We start from the raw sequence: 12,657 nt of genomic DNA, 5'->3' as shown, positions 1-12,657 counted from the left end.
GAGCCGTGACCAGGACCCCAGCAGACCGGACCGAGCGGGGCCTGGACCGGCTCGTGAACTTCAGCGACGCCGTGACGGCGATCGCGATCACCTTCCTGGTGCTCCCGCTCGTCGACGCGGTCGAGGAGGGCGGGTCGGGCGGCCTCGGCCCGCTCCTCGCGGACCACGTCGGCACGCTCTCGGCCTTCGTCGTGACCTTCGCGGTGATCGGACGCCTGTGGCTGGTGCAGCACGCGGTCTTCGAGGAGGTGCGCCGCTACTCCCCCGCTCTCGTCGCGGTGGACTTCGTCTGGCTCGCCGCGATCGTGCTGCTGCCGTTCGCCGCGAACCTGCTCTCGAGCGCGTCCACCGACGACCCGTCCGTCGTCGCCCTCTACATCGGGGTGATCGCCGCGGCGAGCGCCGCCACCCTCGGGATGCGGCTGCTGCTGCGCCGCGATCCGGACCTCGCCGCCCCCGGGACCGGGCAGCCGCTGACGCGCTCGGTGATCGTCCTCGGACTGCTGCTGGCGGCGCTCCTCCTCGCGGTGATCGTGCCGGCGGTCGGCCTCTTCTGGCTGCTGCTGCTCCTGCTCGCCGGACCGCTCGAGCGCCTGCTGCACCGCGGCCGGCGCACCGCACCCCCTCGTCCCGTCCGCACCGCCCGCGGGCTGGACCGGCTCGTCGGCTTCTCTGACGCGACCGTCGCGATCGCGATCACCCTCCTGGTGCTGCCCCTGGTCGAGCTCGCGCCCCGCATCGCGGCCGACGGAGGAGGCGTGGCGGCACTTTTCAACGGCCACGTCGACCAGGTGCTCGCGTTCGCGCTCTCGTTCCTGCTGATCGCCGTGTTCTGGATCCCCCACCACCGCGTCTTCGAGCTCGTCGACGACTACGACGGCGGCCTGGCTCGGCTCGGTCTGCTCTGGCTCGCGGCCGTGGCGTTCTTCCCCTTCGCGACGAGCGTGATCGCGCTGCTCCCCGACACCCGCGGAGCGATCGGGCTGTACCTCGGGACGATGACGGTGATGAGCGGCGCACTGGTGCTGATCGAGCGGCACCTGGCCCGGCACCCGGCGCTGCTGCGGGAGGGGGTCGGCGAGGTGCCCCTGCGCGGGGCGCTGGTCCCGTTCGGGCTGCTGGTGCTCGCGCTCGTGCTCGCGACGGCCGCACCCTCGCTCTGGTGGCTGCTGGTGCTGCTGCTGCAGACGCCGGTGCGGCGGCTGCTCGATCGGCGCCGCTAGCTAGCGCGAGGGCGCCCAGCCGAGCTGCGGAGCGATCCGCTCGGCGACCGTCCGCAGGATCCGGCGGTGCGACTCCACTCCGCCCACCGCGGGGAGCGTCAGGGTCAGCGAGTCCGCCTCGGCGAGGGCGGGATCGGCGGCGAGGGAGGCGACGATCTCCTCCGGCGACCCGACGTGCAGCGGGCTGAAGCGCATGGGAGCGGCGATGATCGAGCGGTCGGCGGTGCGCGGCGTGCCGTCGTCGTTCATCCGGGCGAGGTAGCCGTCGATGAAGGGGCGGTGGGCCCGCTCGTCGACGTCGTCGACCAGCGGCAGCACGATGCGGCCCGCGGTGACGCGCGAGGTCCGCTCCGGATGCGCGGCGCGGAACGCCTCGCGGTAGGCGCGGATCTGGACGGCCTGCTGCTCGGCGAACGGCAGACCGGTCTCCTCGGTGTTGAGAGTCGAGACCTGCAGGTGCATGCCCTGCTCACCGGCGCGGACGGCGGAGGAGACGGAGCCGGCGCCGTACCAGATCCGGTCGGCCAGCCCCGGGGCGTGCGGGTGCTGCACGAGCGGGTCGCCGACGGGCACCGACATCAGCGCCGACTCGGCGATGCCGAGCACCTCTCCGGACAGAGCCTGCCGGAGTCGCTCGATCCGCTCCTGCGCCTGGGCGCGGAACTCGCCCTCGCCCTGACCGAAGACCCCGTCGAAGACCGACGCGAGGTGCGCGAATCCGCTGCTCACGCCCAGATCGAGACGGCCGCCCGAGAGCAGGTCGACGGTCGCCGCGTCCTCGGCGAGGCGGATGGGCGCCTCGTAGCGGGCGCCGATCACGGCGGTGCCCAGGCGCAGGCGCCGCGTGCGCTGCGAGGCGGCGGCGAAGAAGGTCATCGGCGAGGCGAGGTAGCGCTCGAAGTGGCGCACGCGCACCCAGCCGGTGCCGTAGCCGAGCTCCTCGCCGAGCTCGAAGAGGGCCAGCCCGTCCTCGAGGCTGCGCGCGGCGTCGCCCGGCTTCTCGGGCCCCTCCGGGTACGGGACGAAGGTCAGGAAGTCGAGGCCGAGTCTGCGAGTCACCCCCCGACGGTACCGGGAACGCACGAACGGGCGGGATCGCTGCCGGAGCAGTGGATCCCGCCCGTTCGGACGTGCCCGTGAGTGCTAGAGGGAGGCGAAGACCTCGCGCAGCAGCGCGGCGGTCTCGGACGGCGTCTTGCCGACCTTCACGCCCGCGGCCTCGAGGGCCTCCTTCTTGGCCTGCGCGGTGCCCGCGGAGCCCGAGACGATGGCACCGGCGTGGCCCATCGTCTTGCCCTCGGGAGCCGTGAAGCCCGCCACGTAGCCGACGACCGGCTTGGTGACGTTGGCCTTGATGAAGTCGGCCGCGCGCTCCTCGGCGTCGCCGCCGATCTCGCCGATCATGACGATCGCCTTGGTCTCGGGGTCGGCCTCGAACGCAGCGAGCGCATCGATGTGCGTCGTGCCGATGATCGGGTCGCCGCCGATGCCGATGGCGGTCGAGAAGCCCAGGTCGCGCAGCTCGTACATCATCTGGTAGGTCAGGGTGCCCGACTTCGAGACGAGGCCGATGGGGCCCTTGCCCGTGATCGTCGCGGGGGTGATGCCCACGAGCGACTCGCCCGGCGTGATGATGCCGGGGCAGTTCGGGCCGATGATGCGGGTCTTGTTGCCCTTCTCCTGCGCGTACGCCCAGAACTCGGCCGAGTCCTGCACCGGGATGCCCTCGGTGATGACGACGAGGAGGCCGATCTCGGCGTCGATCGCCTCGATGACGGCGTCCTTCGAGAAGGCGGGCGGGACGAACGCGATGGAGACGTCTGCGCCGGTGGCCTCGATGGCCTCCTTGACGGTGCCGAAGACGGGCAGCTCGACGTCGCCGTGGGTGACGGTCGTGCCGGCCTTGCGCGCGTTCACGCCGCCGACGATGTTGGTCCCGGCCTTGAGCATCAGCGCGGTGTGCTTGGTGCCCTCGCCGCCGGTGATGCCCTGGACGATGACCTTGGAGTCCTTGGTGAGGAAGATCGACATGCTTGTTCTCTGATTCCTTGAGTCGTCGGGTCCGTTACGCGGCGGCGAGTTCGGCGGCCTTGTCGGCGCCTTCGTCCATGGTCGCGGCGAGCGTGATGAGCGGGTTGGCGGCGGCCTGCAGGATCGCGCGGCCCTCCTCCACCTTGTTGCCGTCCAGGCGGACGACGAGCGGCTTGGTCGCGGTGTCGCCGAGGATCTCGAGCGCCTGCAGGATGCCGTTGGCGACGGCGTCGCACGCGGTGATGCCGCCGAAGACGTTGACGAAGACGCTCTTGACCTGCTCGTCGCCGAGGATCACGTCGAGGCCGTTCGCCATGACCTGGGCGGAGGCTCCGCCGCCGATGTCGAGGAAGTTGGCGGGCTTCACGCCGCCGTGGCGCTCGCCCGCGTAGGCGACCACGTCGAGGGTCGACATGACCAGGCCCGCGCCGTTGCCGATGATGCCCACCTCGCCGTCGAGCTTCACGTAGTTGAGGTCGTTCTCCTTGGCCTTCGCCTCGAGCGGGTCGGCGGCGTCCTTGTCCTCGAGCGCGGCGTGCTCGGGGTGGCGGAAGCCGGCGTTCTCGTCGAGCGAGACCTTGCCGTCGAGCGCGACGATGTCGCCCTCCTCGGTGAGGACGAGCGGGTTCACCTCGACGAGGGTCGCGTCCTCGCCGGTGTAGACGTCGTAGAGCGTCACGAGGACCGGGGCGACCTTGCCGATCAGCTCCTCGGGGAACTTCGCCGCACGGGCGATCTCCTCGGCCTTGGCCAGGTCGATGCCCTGGCCGGCGACGACCTCGACGCGCGCGAGCGCCTCGGGGCGCTCGACGGCGAGCTGCTCGATCTCCATGCCGCCCTCGTAGGAGGTGAGCGAGAGGTAGGAGCGGTTCGCCCGGTCCAGCAGCACGGAGAAGTAGAACTCCTGCGCGATCCGGGCGCCGCCCGCGACCATGACGCGCTTGACGACGTGGCCCTTGATGTCGAGGCCGAGGATCGACTTCGCCGCCTCCTCCGCCTCGTCGGCGGTCTTCGCGACCTTGACCCCGCCGGCCTTGCCGCGTCCGCCGATCTTCACCTGCGCCTTGACGACGGTGACGCCGCCGAGCTTCTCGGCGGCGGCGCGCACCTCCTCGGGCGTGTCGGCGACGATGCCCGGGAGCACGGGGACGCCGTACTTCTCGAACAGATCACGGGCCTGGTATTCGAAGAGATCCACGCTGCATTCCCATTCCGCGCTGAGCGCGCTTGCGTTTCGAGTCCGATGCGGCCCGTCTGCGCCGGAGTCTCGGCACGGTCCTGGGCCGCGACAACTCTACTCCGCACGCACTGCGCCCTTCCCGCGCCGCGTAGCGTGGGCGCATGCCCCCGAGGACCCGCCCCCGCCCGGAGCGCGACGTGTTCCGCGAGGGCGTCTTCCTCGTCGCCGGTGCCCGGGCGATCCTCCTGCAGATCGCGCACCCCGCTGTCGGCGCCGGAGTGGCCGAGCACTCCGACTTCGCGCACCGCGCGCTCGGGCGCCTGCACGGCACCCTCTCCTACCTCTACGCGCTGCACTACGGCTCCCCGGAGGACGTCCGCGCGGTGCGCCGCCGGGTGAACCGGGCGCACGGGCCCGTCCGCGGACCCGGCTACAGCGCCTTCGATCCGGAGCTGCAGCGCTGGGTCGCCGCGACCCTCACCCAGTCGATGCTCCAGCTCTACGAAGGCGCCTTCGGACCGATGACCCGGGAGCAGGCGGACGACCTGGTCGACCGCTCGCGCGTGGTCGGCACCTCACTGCAGATGGCCGACGCGTCGTGGCCCGCAGACCGTGCGGCGTTCGACGCCTACTGGGACGAGCAGGTGGGCCGCCTGCACGTCACTCCCGAGGCGCGCCGCGTCGCGCACGACCTCCTCGGCGGAGCGATCGCCGCGTGGTACCTCCGCCCGTTCGGGCCGTACCTGCGGCTGATGACCGCCGGGCTGCTCCCTCCGTCGCTCCGCGAGCCCTTCGGCTTCCGTTGGAGCGAGCGGCAGCAGGCGCGCTTCGACCGGGCGCTCTCGCGCACCTTCGCGGTGTACCGGCTGCTGCCCGCCCGGGTGCGGACCTCGCCGAGCCGGTTCTACCTGGCGCAGGTGCGCCGGGCGACCCTCGCCGACGCCTAGGCCGCGTTGATCACGATCTCGCGTGCTCCGCTCGTCCTGATCGACACGGCCTAGAAGCCGGCGGTGATGCTCCAGCCGGCGTAGGCCGCGAGCTCCAGGCCCAGCGCCTGCGCGGCGGCCCGCGCCTCCTCGACTCCGCGCTCGTCCCGGACGTCGACCGAGATCGGGACGCTGTCGCCGAAGCCCGACACCGAGACGCGGGCGCTCGTGGGGCCGCTGTAGAGCGGCACGTGCGCATCGGCGGTCCGGGCGCCGACCACGCGCGATCCGGTCGCCTCGGCGATCACCGCCAGGGCGAAGGGCGCCGTCGCGATCGCATCGGTGTACAGGGTCGCCTCGCCACGCATCCTGCGACTCTACGGCGGGCGCGGATCCTCGTCCGGCACTCCCGCCGGCGGGCCGGACGGAGGAGAATGCGGCCGAGAGCAGCACTCGATGAGGAGGCGCAGCATGGACGCGGTCGTGGTCGGAGTCAGCGGATCGGATCGGAGCACGGACGCCCTGCGCTGGGCGCTCGACTATGCCGAGGGGCATCGGCTGCCCGCCGAGCTCGTGAGCGTGGTCGAACCGGCGCGAGGGCGCGTCCCGGATGCCGCGGTGGCGCAGCGCCGAGCCGCCGGAGCCGCGCTCGAGGAGGCGAGGGCTCTCGCGGAGCGCGAGTACGCCTCGGTGCCCGTGCGCGTGCGGCTCCTCGACGGCGATCCCGTGCACGTCCTGGCGGAGGCGGCGCCGGCGGGTGCGCTGCTGGTGCTGGGCGCGCATCCGCTCGCCCGCCGCGGTCTCGCCGTGGCCGCACCCGTCGCCGTCCGGGTGGCCGCGGCCTCGCGCTCGGCGGTCGCGCTGATCCCGGGACCCGTCGAGCCGGGCCGCACCGGTGTCGCGGTCGGGGTCGACGGATCGGAGGTGTCGCTCGAGGCGATCCGGCTCGCGGCGCACGAGGCCGACCGGCTCGGCGAGCCCCTGCTCGCCCTGCACGCCTGGCAGCTCCCGGGCGCCTGGGCCGACGCCGTCCCCGTGGAGCGCCGGGTCATCGACGCGATCGAGGAGGACGAGGACCTCGTGCTCGCCGAATCGCTGGTGGGCCTCGGCGACAGCTGCCCCGACCTCGAGATCCGGCACCTCCTCGTGCGCGGCAACCCGGTCGAGAAGCTCAGCGAGGTCGCCTCCGGAGCCCGCCTGCTCGTCGTGGGCAGCCACGGTCGGGGCGCCTTCCTCCGGCTCCTGCTCGGCTCGGTGAGCCACAGCCTGGCGCTCACGGTGCCGGGGCCCCTCGTGATCCTCCGCCACCGCGCTCTCACGCGCTGAGGGCTGGGCATCCGGTGGGATCCCTCGAACGGGGCACGGGCCGGGACTACGGTGAACCACCCGGCATCCGCCGCGGCTGTCGACGACGACGGGAGCACTCATGAGCAGCACGGCATCGCGATCGTCCGAGGCCCCCTCCGCCCCGCCCGGCTCCGGCACCCTCTCGGTCGCCGCGATCCTCGCCGAGGCCGCCCGGCGAACTCCGACCACGATCGCGATCCGGGTCGGTCCGCTCGCGCTCGACTACGCCGCGCTCTGGGACCAGACGCGGGCCTACGCGGGAGCGCTGCGCTCCCGCGGCATCGGGCCGGGCGACCGGGTGGCGCTGCTGGTGCCGAACGTGCCGGACTTCCCGCGCGGCTACTTCGCGGTCCTCGCGCTGGGCGCCGTGGTCGTCCCGGTGCACGCGCTGCTCAAGCACGACGAGATCGCCTACGTGCTCCGCGACTCCGGAGCGACGGCGCTGATCTGCGCAGCGCCGCTGCTGAAGGAGGGAGCGGCCGGCGCCGAGCTCGCCGGCGTCCCCGTGCTGAGCGTGATGGTCCCCGACGGCACGGAGTCCCCGTTCGCCCGCCTCGAGGACCTCGCCGCCGAGGCCGAGTCGATCGACGGGTACGTCCCGCGCTCCCCCTCCGACACCGCGACGATCCTCTACACGAGCGGCACGACCGGCCGGCCCAAGGGGGCGGAGGGGACGCACTTCGCGATCGTGTCGCAGTCGGACGTGCTGCTGATGAACACCTTCGACCTGCACCGCGGCGACGTGGTGCTCGGGGCGCTCCCGCTCTTCCACACCTTCGGGCAGGTCTGCGCCATGAACACCGCGTTCCGCACCGCCGCGACGGTAGTGCTGGTGCCGAAGTTCGACGGCGACGCCGCGCTCGAGGCGATGATCGCGCACGACTGCACCGTGTTCGAGGGCGTGCCCACCATGTACGTGGCGCTGCTCGACGCGGCGACGAGGCGCCCGGACCGCCCGCCCCTGCGCTACGCCGTGTCCGGAGGTGCGGCGCTGCCCGTCGCGGTCATCGAGCGGTTCCGCGAGGTGTTCGGCGTCGAGATCTACGAGGGCTACGGGCTCACCGAGACCTCTCCCGTCGCGACCTTCAACCACGTCGGCGTTCCGCCGCGGGCGGGCACCGTCGGCACCCCGATCTGGGGAGTGGAGGTCGAGGTGGCACGGGCTCAGGTGCAGGACCGGGTGGAGCTGCTCCCGCGGGGCGAGCTCGGCGAGATCGTGATCCGCGGGCACAACCTGATGAAGGGCTACCTCGGGAACCCGCAGGCGACGGCGGAGGCCGTCGTCGACGGCTGGTTCCGCACGGGCGACCTCGGCACGAAGGACGACGAGGACTACGTGCGGATCCTGGACCGGACGAAGGACATGATCATCCGCAACGGCTACAACGTGTACCCGCGCGAGGTGGAGGAGGTGCTGATCGGGCACCCCTCCGTCGCCAACGCCGCGGTCTTCGGCGTGGCCGACGAGAAGCACGGGCAGGAGGTCGTCGCGGCCGTCGTGCTCGGACCGTCGGCGACGGCTGGCGCCGAGGAGCTGATCGCTTTCGCGAGCGAGCACCTGGCCGCCTTCAAGTTCCCGCGCCGCATCGAGTTCGTCGACGCTCTGCCGCTGGGCCCCAGCGGGAAAGTACTCAAGCGCGAGCTGGTGGCCCGCTACTCCTGATCGGCCTCGCGAGAGGCCGCTCCGGTCCGCGCGGCGCGCCGTGTCGCGTACCGGAGGGGCGTTCTGCGGCGCACCGGAGCGAGCGTCGCCCGCGAACGGGGCACGGGAGTCGTACCCCGGACGGGTGATACTGGGGCGACCTCCCCCTCCCGTTCAGGAAGTATCCGACCGTGCCCAGCTCGTTCCCACCCCCTCTCCCCCGCGATCGACGTCCGCAGGACGCGCCGCCCCGGCTCCGGAGCCCTCGGCAGCGCCGACCGCTGCGCCTGGGCTCCGTCCGGCTCACGCGGCTGCGCCTCACTCCACTGCAGTGGATCGGCGGAGGAGCGACCGCGTTCCTCGCGCTGGTCGGCCTGCTCTCCGGCGGCCTCTGGTCGGCGGTCCTCCTGGTCGCGCTCGTCGTGCTGATCACCGGCGTCTACGGAGCCCTGCTGCGCCGACCGACCTGGCTGGGGCTCGCGCGCCGTCGCCGCACGTCGGGTCTGGTCGCGGCCGGGGCGCTCGCCGCCCTGCTGGTCGGCACGAGCGCGTACGGCGCCACCGCTCCCGCGCCCGTCGCCCAGGAGCAGGTCGCCGCGAGCACCGCGACGCCGGCCCCCGCGGCGGAGCCGACGCGGTCGGCCTCACCGGCACCGACGCGCACGGCCGTCCCGACGCCGACGCCGACGGTCGTCGTCACGACCGAGACCGTGACCGAGACCGCGCCGGTGCCCCGCGCCACGCGGACGGAGGAGGACCCGACCGCCGACCAGGGCAGCAGCGTCGTGATCGCCGGCAGCGACGGGGTCCTCACCCGCACCGTCGAGATCGTGAAGCACGACGGCGTCGAGGTGTCGCGGACCCAGGTCTCCGAGGCGGTCACGACCGCTCCCGTGGACGATGTGACGCGCGTCGGAACCCGGGTGCCGCCGCCCGCTCCGGCGCCGGCTGCCGCTGCGGCGTCGGGCTGCGACTCCAACTACACCGGGGACTGCGTCCCCATCGACTCCGACGTCGACTGCGCCGCCGGATCCGGCAACGGCCCCTCCTACGTGCGCGGGCCGGTGACGGTCGTGGGCTCGGACATCTACGACCTCGACCGCGACGGAGACGGCATCGCCTGCGACTGACTCCGCGCGAGATGCCGGTCCCGTGCGCGGCCCGCGCCGCGCGTACCGGACCGGCATCTCGCGGCGCTTCCCCGGCGCGTCAGCCGAGCAGCGACCAGACGACGGAGGCGAGCACGGCGCCCGCGGCGGCCCCCGCCAGCACCTGCGCCGGCGTGTGCGCCGCGAGCCGGACGCGCGACCATCCGGTCCAGAGCACGACCGGCACCGAGAGCAGCAGCGACCAGGGCCCGTAGGCGATCAGCACCACGACCGCGCAGGTCGCCACGACCGCGGCGTGCCCGGAGAGCTTCCACACGAGGTTCACCAGGCCGACCGCCACGACGACCGCCACCGTCACGAGACCGAAGGTCGTCACGGCCGCCGGAGCGCCGAACGCGGCGAGCAGCACGAGGCCGACGACGATCGAGACCAGCGCGAGAGCGATCGGGAGCGCGCGCTCGCGCCGCTCCGGCACGTGGTGGTCGCCCCGGATCCGCCCCGAGCGCATCAGCAGCCGGATCGCGAGGTAGGGCAGCACCCCGACGAACAGCGCCGCGAGAGCACCCCAGGCGATCCCGAGCAGCGGCGGATCGGCGACCCGGGCTCCGACCACGATCGGCACCACCACGGCGAGGACCGCGGGCGAGAACGCCTCGGTCGCGAACCGCGCCGCCGTGACGCTCCGCGAGGCGCGCGGGACCGGGGCGGTCACGGCGCCGCGCGCCTCACAGCTTCTCGATCGGCGCGACCTTGATCAGCAGCTTCTTGGCGCCCACCGCGTCGAACAGCACGTGCGCGACGCGCTTGGTGCCCTCTCCGGTCACCGCGTTCACCCGGCCCTCGCCGAAATCGGTGTGCCGGATGCGGTCGCCCGCGATCAGCTCGAGGTCGCCGTTGTCGCGGACCATGCCGGTGATGCGGTTCGGGAACTCCGCCTTGGCCTTGGGAGCCGCCGCGAGCGCCTCGCGGAACTCGGTGTTCGAGCGCGAGCGGCCGAAGCCCGGGCGCTGGGCGTTCAGCGCGCGCGGCTGAGTGCCTCCGCGCGACGTCGCCGCCCCCGGCGACTGGCGCCACTCGATGAGCTCCCCGGGGATCTCCTGGAGGAAGCGGCTGGGCATCGCGACCGACGTCTCGCCGTACTGCGCACGCGTCATCGCGAGCGACAGGAAGAGCCGCTTGCGGGCGCGGGTGATGCCCACGTAGAAGAGCCGCCGCTCCTCGGCCGGACCGCCCGGCTCGTTCGCGGAGATGCGGTGCGGGAGGAGGTCCTCCTCGATGCCCGTGAGGAACACCGCGTCGTACTCGAGGCCCTTCGCGGTGTGGAGGGTCATCAACGAGACCGTTCCGGAGTCGTCCTCGAGGTCGTCCGCCGCGGCGACGAGCGACACCTCGGTGAGGAAGTCCACCAGTCCGCCGTCGGGGTTGTTGCGCGCGAACTCCTTGGTCACGGCGATGAGCTCGTCGACGTTCTCGGCCCGCGCCTCGTCCTGGGGATCGCGGCTGGCGCGCAGCATGTCGAGGTAGCCGCTGCGTGTCAGCAGCGCCGTCAGCACCTCGTGCACCTTCGCCTCCCCCTCGGGACGGCCGGGGTCGAGCATCATCGCGCACTCGTCGAGCAGCGTCGCCAGGTCGACGATGGCCTTGGTGACCTTCGGCCCCATGCCCAGCGAGCCCGCGTTGCGCATCGACTCGCGGAGCGTGACGCCGTTGGTGTCGGCGAACGACTGCAGCTGCGCCTCCGTCGCCGGGCCGATGCCGCGCTTGGGGGTGTTCATGATGCGCCGGAGCGCGAGCACATCGGCGGGGTTCGCCACGGTGATGAGGTACGCGAGCGCGTCCTTGATCTCGGCCCGCTCGTAGAACTTCGTGCCGCCGAGGATCCGGTACGGCAGCGCCGAGCGGATGAAGATCTCCTCCAGCGCGCGGGTCTGCGCGTTGGTCCGGTAGAACACGGCGATCTCGTCGTAGCCCGTGCCCGCGGCGTGCAGCCGGGCGATCTCGTCGACCACGAACTGCGCCTCGTCGTGACCGGAGTAGCCCGTGTAGCCGATGATCTTCTCGCCGTCGCCGCTGGAGGACCAGAGGTTCTTCGCACGGCGGTCGAAGTTGTTCGAGATGACCGCGTTCGCCGCCGAGAGGATGTTCTGGGTCGAGCGGTAGTTCTGCTCGAGCAGGATCACCCGGCAGCCCGGGAAGTCGCGCTCGAACTCGACGATGTTGCGGATGTCGGCTCCGCGGAACGCGTAGATCGACTGGTCGGAGTCGCCGACGACCGTCAGGGAGGCGCCGGGGATCGACCCGTCGGCCGTGACGGGGCCGCGGTACGGGCGGTCGAACTGCGCCGCGTCGATCGTCGCCCGCGGCACCGGCCGGGTCAGCTCGTGGATCAGCGAGTACTGCGCGTGGTTCGTGTCCTGGTACTCGTCGACCAGTACGTGGCGGAATCGCCGCTGGTACTTGGCCGCCACGTGCGGAAAGGCGCGGAAGAGGTACACGGTCTGCGCGATGAGATCGTCGAAGTCGAAGGCGTTGGCGCTCTCGAGGGCCCGCGAGTACGCGCGGAACACCTGGAGGAACATCTCCTCGTTCGGGTCGCTCATGTTGGCGGTGCGCGCGTAGGAGTCGACGTCCGCGAGCTCGTTCTTGAGCTTCGAGATCTTCGACGACGCGCTCGCGACGGTGATGCCGAGGGAGTCGGCCTCGAGGTCCTTCACGATCCTCTTCAGCAGTGCGCGCTGATCGCCGGAGTCGTAGATGGTGAAGGAGGAGGTCATGCCGAAGTTCTCGGCCTCGCGGCGCAGGATCCGCACGCAGGCCGAGTGGAAGGTCGAGATCCACATCCCCTCGGCGCTCTGCCCGACGAGCTTCTCGACGCGCTCGCGCATCTCGGCCGCCGCCTTGTTGGTGAACGTGATGGCGAGGATCTGGCTCGGCCAGGCCTCGCCGTTGCCGAGGAGGCTCGCGATGCGGCGCGTGAGCACGCTGGTCTTGCCGGAGCCGGCGCCGGCGACGATGAGCAGCGCGTCGCCGCGGTACTCGACCGCCTCGCGCTGCTGCGGGTTCAGGCCGGCGACGAGCTTCTCGTGCGCCGGGTCGCTGAAGGAGGCGCCGTCGCCGGGGGCGCCGACGATGACCGGGGTGGCGCGGGAATCGCTCGGATCGAAGAGGAGGCTCATGTCCCTCCGAGTGTAGATCGACC

At 72.5% G+C, this 12,657-nt stretch carries 11 protein-coding genes; 5 read left to right on the top strand and 6 right to left on the bottom strand.

Annotation, left to right across the window (positions count from 1 at the left end):
- Nucleotides 1–5: 5 nt before the first annotated feature.
- Nucleotides 6–1,223, top strand: a complete 1,218-nt coding sequence (locus tag IOC53_RS10170; RefSeq protein ID WP_207405369.1) for a TMEM175 family protein — start codon at nucleotides 6–8, stop codon at nucleotides 1,221–1,223.
- On the opposite strand, the gene IOC53_RS10165 is transcribed toward IOC53_RS10170, so the two are convergent.
- From IOC53_RS10165 to sucC, 3 genes are all read right to left on the bottom strand, one after another.
- Nucleotides 1,224–2,282 (bottom strand): LLM class flavin-dependent oxidoreductase, encoded by a 1,059-nt coding sequence (locus IOC53_RS10165; RefSeq protein WP_207405367.1) that lies wholly within the window; start codon nucleotides 2,280–2,282, stop codon nucleotides 1,224–1,226.
- An 84-nt stretch (nucleotides 2,283–2,366) separates the two neighbouring features.
- Nucleotides 2,367–3,254 carry a succinate--CoA ligase subunit alpha gene (sucD, locus tag IOC53_RS10160; protein ID WP_207405365.1) on the bottom strand — a complete coding sequence of 296 codons (888 nt, stop codon included), beginning with the start codon at nucleotides 3,252–3,254 and terminating at the stop codon, nucleotides 2,367–2,369.
- A gap of 34 nt (nucleotides 3,255–3,288) precedes the next feature.
- Nucleotides 3,289–4,452, bottom strand: coding sequence for an ADP-forming succinate--CoA ligase subunit beta (gene sucC, locus IOC53_RS10155; protein WP_207405363.1), 1,164 nt, complete (start codon nucleotides 4,450–4,452; stop codon nucleotides 3,289–3,291).
- Nucleotides 4,453–4,595: 143 nt separating this feature from the next.
- Between sucC and IOC53_RS10150 the strand changes: the two genes are divergently transcribed.
- Nucleotides 4,596–5,381 (top strand): oxygenase MpaB family protein, encoded by a 786-nt coding sequence (locus IOC53_RS10150; protein WP_207405361.1) that lies wholly within the window; start codon nucleotides 4,596–4,598, stop codon nucleotides 5,379–5,381.
- A gap of 50 nt (nucleotides 5,382–5,431) precedes the next feature.
- Here the strand turns inward: IOC53_RS10150 and IOC53_RS10145 are convergent, their stop codons facing one another.
- Nucleotides 5,432–5,728: a hypothetical protein gene (locus tag IOC53_RS10145; RefSeq protein ID WP_207405359.1), complete on the bottom strand. Its 297-nt coding sequence runs from the start codon at nucleotides 5,726–5,728 to the stop codon at nucleotides 5,432–5,434.
- Nucleotides 5,729–5,831: 103 nt separating this feature from the next.
- Between IOC53_RS10145 and IOC53_RS10140 the strand changes: the two genes are divergently transcribed.
- From IOC53_RS10140 to IOC53_RS19470, 3 genes are all read left to right on the top strand, one after another.
- Nucleotides 5,832–6,686, top strand: coding sequence for a universal stress protein (locus tag IOC53_RS10140; protein WP_207405357.1), 855 nt, complete (start codon nucleotides 5,832–5,834; stop codon nucleotides 6,684–6,686).
- A gap of 100 nt (nucleotides 6,687–6,786) precedes the next feature.
- On the top strand, nucleotides 6,787–8,370 hold the full coding sequence (locus IOC53_RS10135) for a long-chain fatty acid--CoA ligase (protein ID WP_207405355.1): 1,584 nt from the start codon (nucleotides 6,787–6,789) through the stop codon (nucleotides 8,368–8,370).
- 170 nt (nucleotides 8,371–8,540) lie between these two features.
- Nucleotides 8,541–9,479: a G5 domain-containing protein gene (locus IOC53_RS19470; RefSeq protein WP_207405353.1), complete on the top strand. Its 939-nt coding sequence runs from the start codon at nucleotides 8,541–8,543 to the stop codon at nucleotides 9,477–9,479.
- 79 nt (nucleotides 9,480–9,558) lie between these two features.
- Here IOC53_RS19470 and IOC53_RS10125 read toward each other — a convergent pair whose 3' ends face one another.
- Both IOC53_RS10125 and IOC53_RS10120 read right to left on the bottom strand, forming a co-directional pair.
- The gene (locus IOC53_RS10125) at nucleotides 9,559–10,170 is read right to left on the bottom strand and encodes a phosphatase PAP2 family protein (RefSeq protein ID WP_207405351.1); all 612 of its coding nucleotides are present in this window, start codon (nucleotides 10,168–10,170) and stop codon (nucleotides 9,559–9,561) included.
- A 13-nt stretch (nucleotides 10,171–10,183) separates the two neighbouring features.
- On the bottom strand, nucleotides 10,184–12,634 hold the full coding sequence (locus tag IOC53_RS10120) for an ATP-dependent helicase (protein ID WP_207405349.1): 2,451 nt from the start codon (nucleotides 12,632–12,634) through the stop codon (nucleotides 10,184–10,186).
- Nucleotides 12,635–12,657 lie beyond the last annotated feature (23 nt).

The sequence above is a fragment of the Rathayibacter sp. SD072 genome, assembly GCF_017355185.1.
Lineage (GTDB): Bacteria > Actinomycetota > Actinomycetes > Actinomycetales > Microbacteriaceae > Rathayibacter.
This window is presented reverse-complemented; position numbering and strand designations above follow the sequence as displayed.

Bases quoted from the DNA above. Each gene is read 5' to 3' on its own strand.
- sucD (WP_207405365.1), bottom strand. From the start codon at position 3,254: ATGTCGATCTTCCTCACCAAGGACTCCAAGGTCATCGTCCAGGGCATC.
- IOC53_RS10120 (WP_207405349.1), bottom strand. From the start codon at position 12,634: ATGAGCCTCCTCTTCGATCCGAGCGATTCCCGCGCCACCCCGGTCATC.
- IOC53_RS10145 (WP_207405359.1), bottom strand. From the start codon at position 5,728: ATGCGTGGCGAGGCGACCCTGTACACCGATGCGATCGCGACGGCGCCC.
- IOC53_RS10150 (WP_207405361.1), top strand. From the start codon at position 4,596: ATGCCCCCGAGGACCCGCCCCCGCCCGGAGCGCGACGTGTTCCGCGAG.
- IOC53_RS10140 (WP_207405357.1), top strand. From the start codon at position 5,832: ATGGACGCGGTCGTGGTCGGAGTCAGCGGATCGGATCGGAGCACGGAC.
- IOC53_RS10135 (WP_207405355.1), top strand. From the start codon at position 6,787: ATGAGCAGCACGGCATCGCGATCGTCCGAGGCCCCCTCCGCCCCGCCC.